Source organism: Niabella hirudinis (assembly GCF_051201075.1).
Lineage (GTDB): Bacteria > Bacteroidota > Bacteroidia > Chitinophagales > Chitinophagaceae > Niabella > Niabella hirudinis.
The window spans coordinates 218,709-237,557 of sequence record NZ_JBPEHJ010000006.1; the positions used below are offsets into that span (position 1 = coordinate 218,709).

The window sequence follows — 18,849 nt, forward strand, 5'->3', positions numbered from 1 at the left end:
GTGTAAATCTATAATATCCTGCGAACTTTTTTTCATTCTTAGAGCCTGCCGAAGTAAAAGCAAATGTTGCTATAATTGTAAAAAGCAGTGCTCCAATTGAAAAAGCGAAATTTATAGTCTTGCGACTCTTTATTGAAGTCATTTTCGTAAATTTATAATACTTAATATATGTCTTTTGTAAAACGGGTGACCTGTTTTACAGGTTTAAAGAGGGTATGCAGTGTTTCAGCACGGCATACCCTTTGCCGATAAAAAGCCTGCCCGACCAGTATGATCTTTTTTGTTTTGGTAAAACAGGCGTTGTGATTTATATGGTAAACATTGTCTCATATTTTATTCTTTTTTGTTGTCTGGTTAAATAAATTTTGGTACCAAATGGCCACCAGGTCCAGCTTGTTAGGTGGTAGCCACAGCAAAATGAACAATAGTATATTCTTTTACCACCGGGTTTCAGAGCTCTGTGCTTAATGCGTTTACCTGTCTCATCTTTTCGGCGGGATGCGTGTTTCAATTTAGAAAGGGCCACAATGGCTTCCGTCCTGTCTGAATGGATGATTTTCCCAGTTTCGCTACATCGCTTTGAAATACGCTCGGAAGGATCAATATCAAAAACGAAATTCATACTCTTTATTTTTAACTTTTACCCCTCAAAGGCAAATGGTTGCCAGCCGATCTATAAGTAGCCCTTTAGCTAATTTTCATCAGCCACAATTATCATTTATTTCCTATACAACGATGAAAAAAGCCGAAAACACTCGTTTCGGAATAACCCTTTTAATATGCCCTATGCGCTCCACTATTGGGTCTGGCTAAATTGCTGAAGATGACGATCTGAAAATAGTCTTTAAATAAATCCGGGAGTCATCCCCAGCAATCGCAATGTCATTGGGCCTGAAGCGGATAACAACACAAATTCCAGGCAGGTAATCTGTATTTTTTTTTACCTGTTTTCTATTAAATGTGATGCAATTGGTTTTAATATTTAGTATCTTAGTAGTGCTGTGATTTACCTCCTTTTTAAAAATAACCTTCTATATATATAATCGTATAAAAGGGAGTAAATGTACCAATTGAAGCAAAACTTTTTTTAGACTACTGTTTACTCTCCACTACTAAACAATTTTGATCATTACCGGTATGCCTGGTAACTAAACCTTTTTCAAAATGTTTAAACGTCTTGCTTTGGGAGATGAAAGCGCCCTTGACCAGATTGTAAAGAAATACTGGCATGAGTTATTGACCCGCGTTTTCAGGATACTACGCAACCGCTACTGGGCGGAGGAAGTACTAATGGACGTATTCCTGGAATTATGGAAACAACGGCTAAAAGTGGGTTTTATGAAATACCCTCACACTTGGCTTCATAAAGTGGCAAATAATAAGGCCGTCGATCGTTTCCGGAAGGAGTTTGCACATTTATCCGATTCATTAGAAGAAGTGGTAGAAACAGTAAATGAACAGTCGCCGGAAGAGGAAATGGATTCAAAGGAAATGAAAAACATTATGGCTTCAGCAATTGATCAGCTACCTCCAGCGGAAAAGAAGGTATATGTTTTGAGGACCGTGGAAGGCTGGCCTGTTAAAGAGATTGCTGCGGCATTGGGGCGGTCAACTAACACCATCAGGAATGAATTGGCTAACTCCAGAAAATCGATACAGAAAATTATAAGTAATTATTTGCACCTATTGTTGTTTTAATTATTAAAAAATGAACAATGGCAGAACCATCAATTTTATTTAAACGCCTGCTCAAAAAGCATATGGAAGGCCTCGCCACGACCAATGAGGAAGCTACCTTGCGGATAATGTGGGATTTGTATGATGATGATGAAATAGTTTCTTTTATTGAGGAAATACAACCGGAGCTACCGGCAAAAGTGTTGGAAGGAAAAGTAGATAGTGAAGCAATTGCCGAAGCTATTATACGCAAAGGAAGACAAGAAGAAACTGTAAAACAAAAGATAATCGTGCTTCGCGTTGCTATTTGGGCAGCGGCCTGCATATTGGTCTTTATTGCAATAAATATTCTCAATACCCTTCGTGAGCAGAATAGTCCTAATAATATATTATGTGCCGATACAAAAAAGGGAGATATTCCGACTAAAGATTTTTATTGTACATTTCAGTTGGACAACACTCAGCGCTTTGTTATAGATAGCAATTACAAAGGCATGTTGAGACGTTATGGGAAAATGGCAGTCCTTTTGCGCCCAGGAGTGGTTCAATACAAGACAATGCCTTACTCTGTAACAGCAGACAGTGTTACAACAGCTGTTCAGCAAATAAGTACAGACGATATGCAGCAATACATAGTAGAGCTTCCGGATAGAACCCGCATCCGGCTAAATGCGATGACCTCCATAAAAATTTATCCCGACAGGTTTGACTCAAAAAAACAATTTATAGAATTGGAGAAGGGTGAGATTTATGTTGAGGGTAATCAGCGCTCTGATGTACTATTGGAAATAAAGACTCCTGCTGTAACGTTCATTGCTACGGGTAGTTATTTTGATACCCGTATAGATTCTAAAGGATCATTGCTTGCTGTACAAACAGGAGAAGTGACAGTAAGAAATAGACATGGGGAGGAAATAGTCAGGGAATGTTATGATTTGTCTCATTACACAAAAGAAGAATCACCACAGGAAAAAGTTGCTATAAATACTTATAATATTTCTGGCATTGACCTCGTAACAAATTGGAGAAGAACGGAGCGGGTATACAAAGATGTACAGTTGGATTATTTTGTAGCAGACATGGCTCAGTGGTATGGGTTTAAATTCACAAGCCTCGACTGTTTGCCTAAAAAGAAGATCAGTACGGTGATCTGTTACAGGGCAACTATAAAAGATTTTATTGCTGTAATACGTAACAACGGCGCTAATATTTGGAAAACCAGCAACGGATACGCGTTCTGTGATCCGGAGTCAAAATCTTCCGGCCAAATGGCTGTTTTAAATAGATAATGGCCAGAAAGCCGGAATGTGCCTGAAGAAACGTGCTCTATCGACTTGATCGGCATCCCGATTACCGGACTGAATAAAAAGAAATGTGACTCAACGTTAAAAAAGGTCTATAAAGGCGGCTTTCTGATGACGAATGAGAAAATTTCCACTAATAGATTGGTAATATTGGGTAAAGTATCGCATCGCAACGCCAATCTGTATCTCAGGCATACCGGAATATTTTCAAAAATACCATATTTATTAGGCATATTATCGGACCTTTATAAGCAGGACGTTCCTCAACAAAAAAGCTGTATGAAATATTGTTTCTGGATAGCAACCGCTATTATGTTTTCAACCTGTACGCAACAAGCAGGCAATACACGTGCCTTACAAAATCAAATAGACAGTCTTCAATCAAAATTGAGCAACAGCTATAAGCCGGGACTGGGCGAATTTATGAGCAGCATACAGGTACATCATGATAAGCTTTGGTTTGCGGGAAAAGAGCAAAACTGGGAGTTAGCAGACTTTGAAATTAATGAGATCAAAGAAATTGTGGATGATATTAAAAAGTTTTGCCCGGACCGGCCGGAAGTTAGTGACCTTGGAATGATTGAGCCACCGCTGCAAAGTGTAAGCAAAGCTATTGAGCAAAAGAATAGCGATGGATTTAAAAACAGTTACCTTGTACTTACAGCTACCTGTAACACCTGCCATCAGGCAACCAAACATGGTTTTAATGTAATTACGGTTCCAACAGTACCACCTTTCAGCGATCAGGACTTCCGGCCTAAGAAATAATATATAGTATACTATTTAGCCAGCTTCCAATAAGCACTGGTTCCTGCTTTGCGCTCATCTGTTGCCCGCTGTACAAGAGTATCTCCATTGGTAAGATTACCAAAAATCTCAATGCCTTTTTCGTTGCTCATTCCCGGGCGTACATCCACCCATTCCGCAACTCCGTTTTTCACTACAATTACAAACTTACGCTCCTGGTTCGTTGCAACGACGGAAGGTGCTACTACAAAGGAAGGCAGGCTGCGTTCCAGATCAAGCCGCACATAGGCAAAGCTGCCGGCCTTTAATTCGTTACCCGCATTCAGGTACCTGTATTCCCAGGTTTCTGTTCTGTTTTGAGGGTCAATAGCACCGCTTTTGCGTGACAGTGTTGCTGCAAAGCTTTTATTGGGATTGCTTTGTACCCGGAAGCTCACTGTTTTTGTTGTAGCACCGGTTGATACATAAAGCTCCGGAACGGCTACCCTCAGTCGCAGTACGTCTGTATTCTGGATGGTTAATACCGGTGTGGCCTGGCTTACCAATGCTCCGGGATCAGCCGTGCGGGCAGTAATAATTCCGCTGAACGGAGCCGTTATGGTCAGGTAGCCGGCAACCTGATGATAAGAGCGGGCCAGGCTCTTTGCGCTTTCATATGCTGCACTATCCGCCAATTGCTGGTTGCGGCTTTTCTCCAGATCCACAGGCGCAACAATGCCTGCTGTTTTGGCTTGGGCTGCTTTATATAAGCGGTCGTACACATCCTTACTGGCCATATATTTAGAACGGGCAGTTGAAATAGCCGTCTGGAATTCTGCGGAACGAGCCATTAATTCCGGTGCATCCAACACCACCAGTACCTGTCCTTTGCGTACGCGATCTCCTATATCCACGCGCATCTGCTTTACGTATCCTTCCACTTTAGGTGTAAGGGCCGCGGTTTCGTATGGTTGCAGCTCTGCGGGCAGTTCAATGGATTTATTGAGCTCCGTACTGCTGAGAATAAAAACGGGTACAGTATCTGTAACCGCAGCAACAGCCGGGTTGCTGCCGGTTTTTGTTTTCTTTTGATTGCAGGCGGCGGCTACCAGCACAATGGCTGAAAATAAAAGACACTTATTGAACATCTTGTTTTGACTGGTTTTGTGTGATGAATTGAGGATCCTGCGGATCAAGCGATTGAATTTTGTAAGCTTTTTTGCCAACGCTCCATTGGTACACATAGGGAAGGAAAAACAACACGCTTAAAGTGGAAGTAATGAGGCCGCCAATAACAGCTATACCCAACGGTGCTGTTTGTTCACCCCCCAGCGCCATAGGGATCATGCCGGCAATCATGGCCATACTGGTCATTAATATGGGCCTCAGACGCGTTTCTGCAGATAACAGGTAAGCGTTTTGTATGTTTCCTTCTTTGCGCAATAACTCTGCATTGGTAATATATAATATGGCGTTGGCAATAGCAACCCCAATTGCCATGATCGTTCCCATATAGGACTGAATGTTCATAGACTGCCCGGTGAGCAGCAGTAACAGCAACGCACCGGCAATTACCGCGGGTATTACAGATAACAATACAACTGCTACTCTGAACGATTGAAAGAATACGGCCATCAGTAAAAAGATCACTACTACTGCCACCAACAATCCAAACTGAAGGTTGCCCAGTGTTTGAGATAATAATTCCGGTTGCCCTCTTACAAGAACCTTGGCTCCTTTGGGCAGATCGTTCCTGATTTTTTCAACTATATTTTCAGTTGCTTTAAAAGCGCTTCCCAGGTCTTTGTTATGCACATTGGCGGTTACTGTTATGTAACGCTGCTGGTTCAGGCGATCATATTCCCCGGGCATGCTGATCTTTTTCCAGGAAGCCACTTCATTAAGCAAATGGTTGGTACCCATTCCTCCGCTTACGGGGATCATTTCCAATTGAGAGGTGGAGTTCATCCGGTATTCCGGGTATTGTACCTGTACAATATAGGCCGTACCTGTTGTTTTATCCAGCCAATAACCCGGAGAAAGAAAACGGGTACTGGAAGTGGCCGCTACCACGGAATGCGTCACCTGGTCGGTGGTCAGGCCCAACTGCCCGGCCTTTACACGGTCTACATCTATTTTTATAGCCGGGTAATCCAGCGGTGTGGCTATCTGTACATCACGCATATAAGGCAGCGCAGCTAATTGGCTCACCAGTTTTTTTGCTGTTGCCTTTCCCTGGTCCAGGTTTTTATTCACTACTGCAATTTCAATAGGGTTGGTGGTGCCCATATTCAATACCTGGCTTGCAATATCGCCAGGTTCAAAAGAAATTACCGCATTCGGGATTTCTTTTTTCATCTTTGCCCTCAGCTGTTCTTTAAAGTCTTCAATACCGATTGATCCTTTTGCCAGCTTGATCTTTGTTACACTTTCATTGGGGCCGCCTGTCCATAAGTGAATATAGTTTACCGGGAAGCTGGAGGGTTGTGTACCCACGAAGGCAGAGGTGATCTCAACGTTTTCCTTACCCGCAATTTGCGATGAAAGGTTCAGCAGTTTTCGGGTGGCATCTTCTGTGCGTTCCAGCCGGGTGCCTATTGGAAGCCGCAAACGCACCTGGGTTTGCCCGGTATCTGCCGAAGGAAATAATTCGGTGCCAATAAAAATAAAAAACAGGATCGCCAATCCAACAGAAAGTAACGAAAAGGTTGCGGTTGCAATTCCTGTTCTACCGGAAAAGCGTTCCATAAAACGATGATAACGTGCCTTAATACGATCAAACCTGCCGGAGGAGCGGGCCATTGTTAAATGGCCCTTCATCATCCAGTTGCCCATCACCGGTACAAAGCTCTGTGACAACAGGAATGAGGCAATCATGGCAAAACCCACCGCTAATGAAAGCGGCATAAACATCGCTCTTGGCACCCCATTCATAAACAGGGCGGGAACAAACACCGACAGGATACTTAGTAATATCAGTAATTTAGGCGTTGCGATTTCTCTACAGGCATCAGCAATCGCCTGTCTTTTACTTTTGCCCATTTCCTGGTGCCGGTGAATATTTTCTATGGTTACCGTAGCTTCATCTACCAGGATACCTACTGACAGGGCCAGACCACCCAATGTCATAATATTGACAGTTTGACCAAACAGGTACAGCAGCGTTGCAGACGATAGCAGTGCCAGCGGTATCGTCATTACCACAATGAGCGCACTGCGTCTGTCTCCCAGGAAAAGCAATACCATTAGCCCTGTAAGCAATGCGCCCAGGCCGCCTTCAAACAGCAGACTTTTTAGGGCACTGATCACATAACCTGACTGGTCAAACTCATAAGACACTTTAATATCGTCCGGTATCGCCGCCTGCATATCAGGCAGTGAGGCTTTTACCAGCTTTACCACATCCCAGGTAGAAGCATCTGCACGCTTGGTAACAGGTATATAAACAGAACGCTTGCCGTTGACGAGTGCATAGCTGGTAGTAACATCGGAGCCGATGCTTACCGTAGCAATATCTTTGACATAAACAGCAGCGCCGCTGCCTTTTGTTAGTGGTGTAGTTTCCAGGTCCTGCAGGTTTTCTATAACACTATTCTGTGGGGTAAGGTAGGTGCTATCACCAATGCGCACATTACCCGCAGGAGATATGGTATTGGAGCTGGCCAGTGTTTGCATGACCAGTTCCGGTGTAAGATGGTAGTTGCGGATCTTATCCGGGTCAATGTTTACAATGACCGTTTTATTGTTTCCCCCAAATGGCGGCGGAGCTGATACACCGGGTAAGGTAGAAAACATCGGGCGCACTTTAAAAAGAGCCAGGTCGGAAATTTCACCCAGCGACCGGGTTTCCGAGCTGAACACTAATTGCCCCACCGGAACACTTCCTGCATCAAAGCGGGCAATAAACGGCGGCACCGTACCTGGCGGCATAAAGGCCCTGGAGCGGTTTACATAACCTACTACTTCGGCCATAGCCTGCGCCATATCAGTACCTTCATTAAACTCTATTTTAATAAGTGCCGCACCCTGTATGGATTTGGAATCGACGTATTTGACGCCCGTTATATATAAGAAGTGGTATTCGTAATAAGAGGTAACGAACCCTTCCATCTGCTCCGGCGATAAGCCCCCATAGGGCTGTGCCACATAAACGGTTGGCAGGCCCAGTGTAGGGAAAATATCGATCTTACTGTTTCTTATAGACAGGTATGAGAAAAAGACAATACCCAAAATAGCTACAAGAACAGTTACTGGGTGCCGGAGCGCAGATGTAATTAACTTCATTCGTATATTGATCTTCTTTAAAAAAATGGATCCTCTTATTGATTCAGAAACAGGTTTAGATCTCCTTTTGCCACACTAACATCCAGCAATGACCGTTGCAGTAATAACAGCGCGCCTGCATGATTTATGGATGCTTGCTGTAGTTCAAACTGTGCCTGTGCCAGCCTTGTAAAATCAACCAGACCGGTTTCGTAGCTGAGCTTTAAACTGTTAAATGCGTCCAGGGCTGTTTGTAACCGGAAGGCCGTTTTTTGTAACACAATTATGTTAGTCTGGTATTGCTCCAAAGCAATCGCCACCTGTTTATTAAGATCGAGCTGCACCTGCTTTACGCGCGCTTCATCAGCGTTCAACAATTGTTCATACTGTTTCTTCCGGGCGCCCAGCTGGTAAAATTGTAAAATAGGAAAACTAATCTGTACTCCCGCTCCCAGGTTGGTACGCGTAAAGTTAAAGCCATCGACCCTGTGTATAGTGCCTGTGGCATCTACACCGGAACCCCGGCTATAGGCATTGCCCCAGATATCCAGTTTTGGCCGCCATGATTTATTGACTTCGTTTAATTGAGCGGCAGTTACTTCTTTTTGTGCGGCAGCCGCCTGGTAAAGAGGATGTGCGGTCGTATTCATAGTTGTATCTGCAAAAACAACCGGGTTTGTGAATGAAGTGTCTTTTAATACTAAAGCGCTTTGCTGGTCGTGATGCCCGATGAGGGTACCCAGCTCTATTAATTTTTGCTTGTACAAGGTTTGGCTTTGCAGCAGGTCTATTTCTGCCTGTGCAATGGAACTTTGGATCTGTAAGGTATCAATACCCGGTTTCAACCCGTTTTTTGCAAGGATCAATGATTGCTCCAGGCTATTCTGGTAGCGGGTAATGTTCGCTTTATGTGCTGCAATGATTTTTGCAAAATAGGCTGCGTCCAGGTAGGCTTGAAGCGCCATATATTGGTATCGGAAAAACTGTTCATTGTAACCAGCATTGGCCATATGGTATTGTGCTGACGCTTTTTCGATGGCGGCATTGCGTTGACCAAAAGTTACTGGTCGCCAGGTGATCAATGCCGCAGCGGCAGTCCCAGGCACAAAATTGAGTTGGTTGTTGGCAGTTGGAGGCCCGCTTATCGGCATCATAAGTCCGGGGTAACTCATGCCGGTAATATTATTATAGGTAGCCATTCCAGCCTGGTAACCCACAGAAAGATCGGGCATAATGCCTCTTTTTTCATAATCAATGACAGACTGGCTGGCTGCAGCGCTGGCCCTGGCTGCCTGCAATTGCGGTACATTCTTTTCAACAAGGGCAGGAACTTCTTTTAAAGAGAGTAACTGCTGCGCCTGCATTTTTGTGCAAAAAAAAGCAGTACAGCATAAAAACAAAAAGCCGCTTTTAAGCAAGGGCCCCGACACATTTTGGATCATCCGATTGGGTTGTTACGTGCAGCTAAAAGTAAACCGTATTGGCCAGGGCGGTATGGTATATTTGAAAATAGTATGGTATTTGCTTGCTCGGCCCAGCATAAATAACTGCTGAACCAAATGGTTAGAGGCTTTGAGTTTTAAATAAACGGAGAGTCCGCCCTCCAAGCGTCACGCCAACCAATCCAAACAATAGCGCCAAAATTGAACCCGCCTTGCCGCTACCCGACCCGAAGACAGCACCGGAAGTGACAGCCAGATGAACAATACTAAGAATAATCGCAAACAAGCCGAAAACAATAGCCGTTTTTGCGCGTTTTTTTGTTGGCTGTTTTTTTGCCCGCCAACCAAAGATCACACTCGTTAATCCCAATAACCATTCTGTCATTGCAATAGCTCGCGGAGTAGTAATGCCTTTTACATAATTTGCATCTTTTCGGGACGTTGTATTTGTGCTGTCAGTTAGTTCCATTTTATCCTCCGGTTGGTTGGTTTGCGAAAAAGCTTTCTCAGTTGATCCAAACATAAACACTATGAACAAACAGGCAGAGATTAAAACATCTTTCATTACAATACTATTTTACTGCAAAAATAAAGGTAGCGTATGGAGCAAATTTGTATAAAAACGACATTCTATAGTTCAAAATCAACCGTCCCTCTATCGGATGCGACTATTGTTTGCTCATTAAAATATTCTTTAGGAGTTTGATTGGAAAACTTTTGAAAATCGTGCGTAAAATGTGCCGGATCATAGTATCCATATTCATAGGCAATATCGGTCAGCGATTTGTCCTGACGGGCGTTTCCAAGCAATGAATTGAATTTTGCAATCCTCAAAAATAATTGAGGACTAAAGCCGGAAAGCTCCTTAAATCTTCGTTCAAATTGCCGAAGCGATAAAAAATTCGTTCCCGCCAGCGATCTCACGGAAATTTCTGTGTAAGCGTTTGAAATTGTTTTAATGGAGGAGCAAATATTATTGTAGTCAGTTCTACTATTTTTCAAGCGTGCTTCCAAAAAATCACACACCAGGGTCAACCGCTGATCGTTGTCTGAAGCCAGCATCATTTTCTCCTCAAGGATTTCACCCTCTTTACCGCAAAGCGTTTTAATATCTATAGACTGATTGGTAAGCTCACTTGCCGGCAGCAAAAACAACTGCGCAATGGCGTAGGGATATAAATAAAACCCAAAGACGCCAAAAGCTGCGTTAGATACAACTTTACTGAAGGTGTGTGTTTGCCCGTAGACTCCCGAAATCAGTTTCTGTTCTTCTTTACCGCCAAATTGGTACCTGAATTGACCTTTGTAGCAAAAAATGATTTCTGGACAATGGTGCGCAAATGCATTATGAATAAACGGCCTGTCTGTTGAAACATCCGTTTCTAAGAACCAAATAAACCTGACATAGTTGGCAAGTTGCTGTGGTGGATGTATAATTTTATAACTCATTTTATGCCGTTTGAAATCAATAGAATTCTTTACCGTCCATAACGGACATTTATATGAAGTACGGGCACAACAAAGTTGATTGACAAATATTACAATGGATGGTATATTTGAAAATAATATGGTATCAGGCGTGTTCGGTCCTGAACCCGGCAGGTGTAGTGCCTGTATGCCGCTTGAAATATTTAACAAAATGGGAAGCGTCAGTAAAATTGAGCTGAAATGAGATTTCGGAAATGGTATTGTCGGTATAAGTTAGAAGTCGCCGAGCCTCATCGATCAGGAATTCTCCTAAAACATCTGCTGCTGCGGTATTGCCATACTTTCGGCACGCTGCATTGAGGTTTTGCGGAGAAGTATTCAGCAGCTCCGCATAGTGTGCCACGCTATTTTTAAGTTGTGTATCCAGGCTAAGCAGTTCACGAAATGTATTATACAGATTGCTGCCGGAAGAAGTAAGCGGAACAGTCATCGGTTCCTGTTGCAGCAACTTAGCGATCAACGTTTTCAGCAGACCTTCCGTGATGATTTGCGAGAAAGGGCCTTCCTCCTGGTTTTCGAGGGTAAGTAAATGGAATAACTGTGTTATTCGATCAGGATCTTTTAAATGGATGACAGAGTGCCTGCTCAATTTATACAGGAGTGTTTTTATTTCCTTGTCCAGACATACTTCAATAAAGTTCTTACGAATGATGAGCACATACCCATCGGGTTCTGCATCCAGGCTCCAAAAATGAAGTTGTTCTTTTCGTACAAAAAAAACGATAGGCGGCTGCACTTCATAGGTTTGTGAATCAATGGTATGTTGCCCGCTGCCTTTGGTCAGGAAAATGATTTCAAAATAGCTGTTGTGCTTATGCGGTCGGGTAACGCGCACTTCTTTTTTAAATGGAGCGGCTTTTATGGATTTGTCTGGCTGAACTTTGTCCTTGACGTTGATATTGCTGGTCATTTGCTTATATAATGAAGCAATTTAATTACAATTTTCAAATATACCAGAGATTGGAAGGTCTATATAGATTTCAGAGTATGAGAAAATTATTACCAAGGCTGCTTTGGCAAGCTGAGTGCCATTCTTTATTATATCGCATTTACAATCAGTGACATTTTGCCTTTCCCGAATTGACGAGGAAATTGTTGAAAATCTTTTAATAGTGAGTGAATTGCCAGGCTTTCAGGATGGCGACGAAGGGATCGGATAGGTGATTTTCATCCACTTTTACTTCAGGTGCTCACCTACTGGAGAATATGTGGATAGCTAATTATAAATTTACCAATGATGAGCCGCAGAAATTAACGACAGACCTGAATAAAATTAAAATTACTGGTGACAAATACGTTAGCATTTCAGCTCAGCAAACAAATAAATAAATCAAGTACAAAAAATGCAATAATGAAAGCAAATCAGAAAAAGGTTTATTGCAGGAGGTAAGACCAGGAATGTGCAAACTGTGATTTATTTTAATTGCTCCACGGTGGCAAATTGGTTTCATTTACAGGGAAACCTAACTTGGTTTATCTTTTTATCAAAAAAAGGGCTTGAGGTCTTTAAATAGGCTTACCTTGATGTATGAAAAAGATTTTTTCAGTACAAAATGTACTTGTCTTCTTTTTGATCCTAGATATTTTGTGGACAATTGTCTTGATAATCTTCGCAGCAATAAAAATGGATTGGACCTGAAAATATCAAGTATATCTGGATCATTCAATTTCGTGTATATTCTTAGGTCGCTGTGATAATAATAGGTGTCGTACTGGTTACGGTATCTAATGTTATTAAAGATCATACGAGAATTCAATGCTATAATAGAATGGCGCATTTTAACGTGGCAAAATGTAATATATTTATTCTTTCAAAAGACCCGCGTTCCCTTTGAACCCACAAGCCATCTGCCCGATATTTATATTTTTATGATAAATGATTATAAATAGCGTATCTTCATCAATAATAAAAGGGGCATAAGTTAAATTAATTTCCATTCTTTCTATTTCCCATATTTCCGTCTCTTTCTTCTTTTATTTTCGAGGTTTAACCAAAATCAATCATAAATAACATTTGGGTTTCAATATGAAAGCCTGATAACAGGATTGGGGGCCAGGTATTTCTTCGGCGCTCCACGTGTTTTGATCACTATTAATTTGATGCCATGTACTTTTAAAAAAAAACTTTCAATTCGTATGCGTTTTGGCCAGGTGAACGAAACCCATATTGTCAGGCATAAGCGTCAAACAATGATTATGCAAAATCACTTTATTATAAACATCGTAGACCTTCACGAATAATATACTTGTTATATGACATCCGAACAAATAGACAAAGCCCTACAAAAACAAAACCGACCCGTATTCGAGATCCGATTTAAAAGTCGTTCTTCAATTAAAGGGCTATTTATACAAACAACGGACTATAATGAATTAAAGCTGAAAAATTTTTGGCGGATTGTAGATGCGAGTCGGATTGAAGAATATGATAAGACCGGAAATGAAAATCTGGCCCGCGTTTTTTATGGAGATGGATTTACAAAGCTAGAGATTGCCGACTAATAATGCTTTCTAAAGAGCACTAGCTCTTCTCTTAAACTCCACCAGGCAATATGCAATATGTTCAGTAAGTGATTGCTGTAATTGCAAGATATCGTTACGCTTATATGCGCGCATCAAATCTTTGGCTTCCAGGCCCAATTGGTATTGCAACTGACGCTCGTATCTTCCGCGCAACTGCTGAAATACATTTTCGTCTGTTTGGCGATCTAATTTGCCTGCTTGCTCTTTAAAATTGCGATAATGATCTTCAAATAATCGGAACGTTGTTTTTTGGAAAGCTTTTATTATTAAAACAGATTCTTGTTCCATATTGTTTCGTTTATCAGTTATTAGACGTAGTGCCAAATTGTACAAGCGTTCATTCCATCTAGTCTACTGTATCCTATTTATACATTTGATATAAATAACCAGGTTCTTATGCAGCCCTGCATATTGCAGCGTAACATAAGAGCCATTTATTGCTACTACTGTATATTGTCTTTTAGAGTCAAACGGAGATTGTAACGTAACAGTATCACCGATTTTTATATTATCCATTAAATGCCTTTTTATATTGGCCAAATTTATATGAAGCAGATAATCCTTAACTGAATGCCAGCATAGTGATCGTCGGCTACATTTGCTGCATAAATAACCGGCCCTTTCTTTTGCCTGAACGACCGCTCTGATGCAGTATCTGCAATGAGCCGGGTTGTTTAAAATCATTGCCGTGCATTAATGGAACGTCAAAGGCATGATCTTTTACAACAGGGATCGTTTTGCTGATCAGTTTTTGAATGTCACGTAAATATAATTTCTCTTCATAATCACAAAAAGAAATAGCAACGCCATTTTTGCCAGCTCTTCCCGTACGCCCAATCCGATGCACATAGGTTTCTGGTTCATTGGGTAGCTCATAATTGATTACATGACCCATCTGGTCTATATCAATACCTCTGGCTGCGATATCTGTGGCCACTAATACCTTTATCGTTCCTTTTTTAAAATTCAGGAGGGCTGTTTGTCTTGCAGCCTGCGATTTGTTTCCATGAATGGCTGCTGCTTTTATACCCGCACTAGTAAGATTTTGAGTGATTCTGTCTGCCCCATGCTTTGTTCTTGAAAATACCAACACTGTTTGCATACCTTCATCTTTCAATAATTGCAACAGTAATGATGGCTTATGTCTTTTTTCCGTATAGTATAGCAATTGTTGTATTCGTTCCACGGTTGTAGCTGGCGGCGTTACTGCTATTTTTACGGGCTGGTTTAATAGCGTATTCGTCAGTTGCTGAATTTGCGGCGGCATAGTTGCTGAAAACAGAATTGTTTGTCTTTGGTCGGACAATCTGGACAGGATCTTTCGCACATCATTCACAAATCCCATATCCAGCATACGATCAGCCTCGTCCAATACCAGGTATTGAATATCACTTAATGAAAGGCAACGTTGTTCAAGAAGATCCAGCAAACGGCCGGGAGTCGCAATAAGTACGTCTACCTTTTGTCGTAATGCCTTTACCTGGCTGTGCTGAGAAACGCCTCCAAAAATAGCCAGGTGTTTTAGCGAAAGGTATTTCCCGTAAATGGTAAAACTTTCTGCAACCTGCAGCGCCAGTTCTCTGGTAGGCACTAAAATTAAGGCCTGGCAGTTGGTTCGCTTTGTTGTTTCCTGTATGGACAATAGCTGCAACAGCGGTAGTGCAAAGGAGGCCGTTTTGCCGGTGCCCGTTTGGGCACAGACCAACACGTCTCTTTTCTGTAAAATTACGGGGATAGATTTTTCCTGTACGGGAGTAGGTGCAGTATAGGATGTGTCGCCCAGCGCCTTCAATAACGGCGCAATAAGCTGTAAATTGTTAAATGACAAATTAATAAAATTAAAAATGATAAAATAGGGTAAGGCTACTGCATAAACACATGCGAATACGATACCTGCCTTACGTTAAGCAATCACTATATTTGAATGGTGGGAATGAAGACAAATCCAGTGTAAGGATAACATACAAGATTATAAAGATAAACAATTTGCTCGAGACCGTTAATTAATTTATTTCTAATAGCACTTCTTCATTTGTCTGAAAGATAAAATCATTTTTACATAGTTTATAGAAAATAACGATTATTCCGGCATAGGGTCAGTCCCATTCTTGTTTTGTTTGTAGACAAAGTATGATCCACAGGTATTTAAGTCTAAGAGATGAAGCATTCAGTTAATGCGCCTGGTGCTCAATCGGTTAAAAGGTGCCGGGCGCAATATGATGCTTTATTGAGCCTTGCTTTATTGATTAACAGAGATCGGCAAAAATATATAATGGCTATTCTTTAACAGTCGCATATAGGGAAAGAATCGAATAATGTCGGTTTATATAGCTACCTTACGAAAGTATTTAATTACATATTTGAAAATGTCTGCCTAAAATGGAGCAGGATCGCGATTCCCCACACAACACAATTATGTGCGAAATTCAATTCGGCTGCTAACACCTCCCACCAACGGTGAACAATAATAGAATATACGAATGAACCGGGAAAAACCTTTTTGAATCAAAGATTCTTCCGGACTAAAAACATTTAAAAATTACGAATGAAGATTTTATCTGCATTAACGGATCCTGTTTATACCAATAAGGCCCGGTTTAGCCGCTACGAAAATTTCTGGCTGCACTTTATGAACGATAAGAGAGATGTTCCATTTATGTATCTTCTTACGCGCATCCATGTTTTTATATTGCCCGTTGCAATACTGCTTTTCACTCCGCTTTTAAAAGGGTGGACATGGTGGCTGTTGGCGCTTGTTTATTTTTACTTTTCCCAGTTTTATTTTAAAGGCCGCTTTGGATTAATGTTTCACTGTCTGTGCCACAGGAAAATGTTTAAACCCCGTTATCAACAAAAAATCCACGGATACATCAGCTGGGTCATTTGCCCACTGTTCGGCCATACTCCGGAAAGTTATTTCAGCCACCATATGGGAATGCATCATGTTGAAAACAATAATGAAGAAGATTCCAGTAGTACGATGCATTATCAACGGGATAGTTTCAAAAGTTTTTTGTCTTACTTTTTTAATTTTCTTTTTTTAGGAGTAATACAGACCTTTCAGTATTTGTACTCACGAAAAAGAAAAAAGCTTTACACCCGGCTAACGGTTGGAGAATGGTCATATATTGCTTTTTGTATCGTACTCTGTTTTATAAATCTGAAGGCCACATTGATGGTATGCATTTTTCCTTTGTTGTTTGCACGACTGGTAATGATGCTGGGTAATTGGGCACAACATTCGTTCATTGATAGCACCAATCCGGAGAATATTTACACCAATTCGATTAATTGCATTAATACGCCATACAACCACACCTGCTGGAACGACGGTTATCATATCATACATCATTTGCGGCCTGGGATGCACTATACAGACATGCCGCAGGAGTTTTTAAAACGACTGGAGGAGCTCGCGCGTGAGAAAGCAATTGTATTTGATGGTATTCATTATCTCCATGTTTTTTATTATTTAATGACCCGGCAATATAATAAACTGGCAAATAACCTGGTTAACATCAACAATATGTTTGAAACCAGAGAGCAAGCCATTTGCCTCATGAGGGAGCGTACACGGCGGATCGGAGGAAAAGCTGTATTAGTACGCTAGATTTTCGTTTGGAAAAAATTTCTTTAAGATGGACCGCGAATTATACGCTTAAAAAAAACAATAACAACTTGAAGACAACGTATTTTTCACTGACCTTATTTGTTATCGATTAAAATGACTTTTATGCATAAAAAACAACTTGACGGAGTCTTCAAATTACAAGTCCTGGGAGAGAATGAAAAAATCATACCGAATAATATTTGTTTTACCGGAGACGCAATTGCACTGTTAAACAATTATGCGGCAACCGGAACGACAATTCATTTAGGTGATTGGGATGGCTATAAAGAATCAAGGAACGGATCACTGTACTATATTGTTACTGATATTAAAAACGCGGATGCTACAACTTAGATAATTCCGTTTTTAAATAAATGCTTTATTTGTTGCTGATTTTTTGGTCTTTATAATATAGCTGGCCTCTCTTTAAAAAAATAGCGTTAACTATATGCGCTGTATGTTTTCTTCTTCGGGCACTGCCAGTTATAAATTTATAAAATTGCAGAACCTTCTGGTACTAGGTGTTTGGTTGGTGCAGCTCTAAATGTTATTCTTTAGATTTATTTTGTTTTTAACCAAGGGCTTCTCTTTTCGGCCCGGTAATAAAAAAAGACTTAATTGCTAATAAAGCCCTATCTTTACAGAGATAGGCATAAATACTCCATCACTTCAAGGCAAGATCCAGTTACATATCTACTACACACCAATAGCATTTATTTTCTTCTTCTTTTTCTTCTTTGCTGCCGCATTTAGCCTCTTTTTTAATATAAAAAATTATTACAATGAACATGTATGTTTCAAACCTGGGGTTTCATGCCTCTGACGATGATTTGCGCGAACTTTTCAGACCCTTCGGTCAGGTGTCTTCTGCTAAAGTAATTACGGATAGAACCACCGGTAAAAGCCGCGGGTTCGGCTTTGTAGAGATGGGCTCGGTTTCAGATGCAACACTTGCAATGAAAGAGCTAGATGGTAAGGATGTCGATGGCCGTAGAATCGCTGTTTCCGCTGCAAAAGAAAGGGAAGAGCGGCCTGGTAGAAAATGGTAGTAAACTTTTGAAGAGGCCATCCGGCCTCTTCTTTTTGTTTTATTTAAAATAAAATACTATGCATTTTCAAAAACAAGACCTCTCCGGTACTCATTATACCTGGGATAGAGGACAGTCCGTTTTTAGTGGCCAGCCCAGCCGCAGAAGCTTTGATAAGAACAACGGAGATCAGGTGCTTTACATGATTAATTTTTACGCATCGCTGGCTGGTCGGGTCAGCCTTCACGAGGGTCGGATTATCGAACAAGCGATTACACGGGATCTGCCGAGTGCAGCAAAAAGTGAAATCTCCGCTTTTAACTGGATCAGGCGCAGCGCTTTCTCTAGTCGGTAGTATCAATTGATCTTTCTTCTTAAAGCACTTTTATAGCTGCGCTACTATGAAAAATAGTAAACTAATCGAATAAAGGCAGGCGTTCACCGTCAACCTTAACGTATGAATATCAAACGGCTTGCCTATGAAGTGATCTGCGCATGAATTGGCGGGTTTCTCCAGTGCCGATATCAATATCACCTTAGCGTTTCTGGTTTCTAAGGTGTCTTTTAATTGATCGCATAAATCGCTTCCACTTCCATCCGGAAGCATGATATCCAGTATGATTAAGTCAGGAACTCCTTTGTCGATTTCCCTTTTTCCTTCGGCTATGGTTGTGCATGCTGTTAAATGATAAGGATCTGCCGAAAAGATATAGCCAATTAAATCACTGATATCTGGATCGTCCTCTATTAATAGAATTTGCTTTTCTGTCATTTGGGTTCAAAATAAA

Annotated in this window: 17 protein-coding genes; 8 read left to right on the forward strand and 9 right to left on the reverse strand. The window is 41.3% G+C overall.

Annotation, left to right across the window (positions count from 1 at the left end):
* Positions 1–1,164 precede the first annotated feature (1,164 nt).
* Genes GGU45_RS13695 through GGU45_RS13705 form a run of 3 tightly spaced genes read left to right on the forward strand, consistent with a single transcriptional unit; the run spans position 1,165 to position 3,749 of the window.
* Positions 1,165–1,698: an RNA polymerase sigma factor gene (locus GGU45_RS13695; protein WP_435225585.1), complete on the forward strand. Its 534-nt coding sequence runs from the start codon at positions 1,165–1,167 to the stop codon at positions 1,696–1,698.
* A gap of 17 nt (positions 1,699–1,715) precedes the next feature.
* Complete coding sequence (locus GGU45_RS13700; RefSeq protein WP_435225587.1) at positions 1,716–2,966, forward strand: FecR domain-containing protein; 1,251 nt, start codon at positions 1,716–1,718, stop codon at positions 2,964–2,966.
* 18 nt (positions 2,967–2,984) lie between these two features.
* Positions 2,985–3,749 carry a hypothetical protein gene (locus GGU45_RS13705; RefSeq protein ID WP_435225589.1) on the forward strand — a complete coding sequence of 255 codons (765 nt, stop codon included), beginning with the start codon at positions 2,985–2,987 and terminating at the stop codon, positions 3,747–3,749.
* 11 nt (positions 3,750–3,760) lie between these two features.
* Here the strand turns inward: GGU45_RS13705 and GGU45_RS13710 are convergent, their stop codons facing one another.
* The 6 genes from GGU45_RS13710 to GGU45_RS13735 form a co-directional block, all read right to left on the reverse strand.
* Positions 3,761–4,855, reverse strand: coding sequence for an efflux RND transporter periplasmic adaptor subunit (locus GGU45_RS13710; RefSeq protein WP_435225590.1), 1,095 nt, complete (start codon positions 4,853–4,855; stop codon positions 3,761–3,763).
* On the reverse strand, positions 4,845–7,991 hold the full coding sequence (locus GGU45_RS13715) for an efflux RND transporter permease subunit (protein ID WP_435225591.1): 3,147 nt from the start codon (positions 7,989–7,991) through the stop codon (positions 4,845–4,847). The genes GGU45_RS13710 and GGU45_RS13715 overlap by 11 nt, the downstream gene beginning before the upstream one ends.
* Before the next feature lie 35 nt (positions 7,992–8,026).
* Complete coding sequence (locus GGU45_RS13720) at positions 8,027–9,412, reverse strand: TolC family protein (protein WP_435225593.1); 1,386 nt, start codon at positions 9,410–9,412, stop codon at positions 8,027–8,029.
* A gap of 121 nt (positions 9,413–9,533) precedes the next feature.
* Positions 9,534–9,977, reverse strand: a complete 444-nt coding sequence (locus tag GGU45_RS13725; protein WP_435225595.1) for a DUF6223 family protein — start codon at positions 9,975–9,977, stop codon at positions 9,534–9,536.
* A gap of 65 nt (positions 9,978–10,042) precedes the next feature.
* Entirely contained in the window at positions 10,043–10,861 is an 819-nt protein-coding gene (locus tag GGU45_RS13730; protein WP_435225597.1) for a DUF6597 domain-containing transcriptional factor, read from the reverse strand.
* Positions 10,862–10,985: 124 nt separating this feature from the next.
* Positions 10,986–11,810 carry a helix-turn-helix domain-containing protein gene (locus GGU45_RS13735; RefSeq protein ID WP_435225599.1) on the reverse strand — a complete coding sequence of 275 codons (825 nt, stop codon included), beginning with the start codon at positions 11,808–11,810 and terminating at the stop codon, positions 10,986–10,988.
* A 1,343-nt stretch (positions 11,811–13,153) separates the two neighbouring features.
* Here GGU45_RS13735 and GGU45_RS13740 point away from each other — a divergent pair.
* Positions 13,154–13,402, forward strand: coding sequence for a hypothetical protein (locus GGU45_RS13740; RefSeq protein ID WP_435225600.1), 249 nt, complete (start codon positions 13,154–13,156; stop codon positions 13,400–13,402).
* Between the two features lie 9 nt (positions 13,403–13,411).
* On the opposite strand, the gene GGU45_RS13745 is transcribed toward GGU45_RS13740, so the two are convergent.
* Together GGU45_RS13745 and GGU45_RS13750 are read right to left on the reverse strand one after the other, a co-directional pair.
* Positions 13,412–13,711 carry a hypothetical protein gene (locus GGU45_RS13745; RefSeq protein ID WP_435225601.1) on the reverse strand — a complete coding sequence of 100 codons (300 nt, stop codon included), beginning with the start codon at positions 13,709–13,711 and terminating at the stop codon, positions 13,412–13,414.
* Between the two features lie 304 nt (positions 13,712–14,015).
* A complete protein-coding gene (locus GGU45_RS13750; RefSeq protein ID WP_435225603.1) occupies positions 14,016–15,251 on the reverse strand; it encodes a DEAD/DEAH box helicase in 1,236 nt (411 codons plus the stop codon).
* A 717-nt stretch (positions 15,252–15,968) separates the two neighbouring features.
* Here GGU45_RS13750 and GGU45_RS13755 point away from each other — a divergent pair.
* The 4 genes from GGU45_RS13755 (at position 15,969) to GGU45_RS13770 (ending at position 18,416) form a co-directional block, all read left to right on the forward strand.
* Entirely contained in the window at positions 15,969–17,033 is a 1,065-nt protein-coding gene (locus GGU45_RS13755; protein WP_435225605.1) for a fatty acid desaturase family protein, read from the forward strand.
* 123 nt (positions 17,034–17,156) lie between these two features.
* Positions 17,157–17,387 (forward strand): hypothetical protein, encoded by a 231-nt coding sequence (locus tag GGU45_RS13760; RefSeq protein ID WP_435225607.1) that lies wholly within the window; start codon positions 17,157–17,159, stop codon positions 17,385–17,387.
* Between the two features lie 428 nt (positions 17,388–17,815).
* On the forward strand, positions 17,816–18,082 hold the full coding sequence (gene rbp / locus GGU45_RS13765) for an RNA-binding regulator (protein WP_435225609.1): 267 nt from the start codon (positions 17,816–17,818) through the stop codon (positions 18,080–18,082).
* 58 nt (positions 18,083–18,140) lie between these two features.
* A complete protein-coding gene (locus tag GGU45_RS13770; RefSeq protein ID WP_435225611.1) occupies positions 18,141–18,416 on the forward strand; it encodes a hypothetical protein in 276 nt (91 codons plus the stop codon).
* A 30-nt stretch (positions 18,417–18,446) separates the two neighbouring features.
* Here GGU45_RS13770 and GGU45_RS13775 read toward each other — a convergent pair whose 3' ends face one another.
* Positions 18,447–18,833: a response regulator transcription factor gene (locus GGU45_RS13775; protein WP_435225613.1), complete on the reverse strand. Its 387-nt coding sequence runs from the start codon at positions 18,831–18,833 to the stop codon at positions 18,447–18,449.
* Positions 18,834–18,849 lie beyond the last annotated feature (16 nt).

Bases quoted from the DNA above. Each gene is read 5' to 3' on its own strand.
- GGU45_RS13730 (WP_435225597.1), bottom strand. From the start codon at position 10,861: ATGAGTTATAAAATTATACATCCACCACAGCAACTTGCCAACTATGTC.
- GGU45_RS13740 (WP_435225600.1), top strand. From the start codon at position 13,154: ATGACATCCGAACAAATAGACAAAGCCCTACAAAAACAAAACCGACCC.
- GGU45_RS13745 (WP_435225601.1), bottom strand. From the start codon at position 13,711: ATGGAACAAGAATCTGTTTTAATAATAAAAGCTTTCCAAAAAACAACG.
- GGU45_RS13760 (WP_435225607.1), top strand. From the start codon at position 17,157: ATGCATAAAAAACAACTTGACGGAGTCTTCAAATTACAAGTCCTGGGA.
- GGU45_RS13715 (WP_435225591.1), bottom strand. From the start codon at position 7,991: ATGAAGTTAATTACATCTGCGCTCCGGCACCCAGTAACTGTTCTTGTA.
- GGU45_RS13720 (WP_435225593.1), bottom strand. From the start codon at position 9,412: ATGATCCAAAATGTGTCGGGGCCCTTGCTTAAAAGCGGCTTTTTGTTT.
- GGU45_RS13755 (WP_435225605.1), top strand. From the start codon at position 15,969: ATGAAGATTTTATCTGCATTAACGGATCCTGTTTATACCAATAAGGCC.
- GGU45_RS13735 (WP_435225599.1), bottom strand. From the start codon at position 11,810: ATGACCAGCAATATCAACGTCAAGGACAAAGTTCAGCCAGACAAATCC.
- rbp (WP_435225609.1), top strand. From the start codon at position 17,816: ATGAACATGTATGTTTCAAACCTGGGGTTTCATGCCTCTGACGATGAT.
- GGU45_RS13700 (WP_435225587.1), top strand. From the start codon at position 1,716: ATGGCAGAACCATCAATTTTATTTAAACGCCTGCTCAAAAAGCATATG.
- GGU45_RS13775 (WP_435225613.1), bottom strand. From the start codon at position 18,833: ATGACAGAAAAGCAAATTCTATTAATAGAGGACGATCCAGATATCAGT.
- GGU45_RS13770 (WP_435225611.1), top strand. From the start codon at position 18,141: ATGCATTTTCAAAAACAAGACCTCTCCGGTACTCATTATACCTGGGAT.
- GGU45_RS13710 (WP_435225590.1), bottom strand. From the start codon at position 4,855: ATGTTCAATAAGTGTCTTTTATTTTCAGCCATTGTGCTGGTAGCCGCC.
- GGU45_RS13725 (WP_435225595.1), bottom strand. From the start codon at position 9,977: ATGAAAGATGTTTTAATCTCTGCCTGTTTGTTCATAGTGTTTATGTTT.
- GGU45_RS13695 (WP_435225585.1), top strand. From the start codon at position 1,165: ATGTTTAAACGTCTTGCTTTGGGAGATGAAAGCGCCCTTGACCAGATT.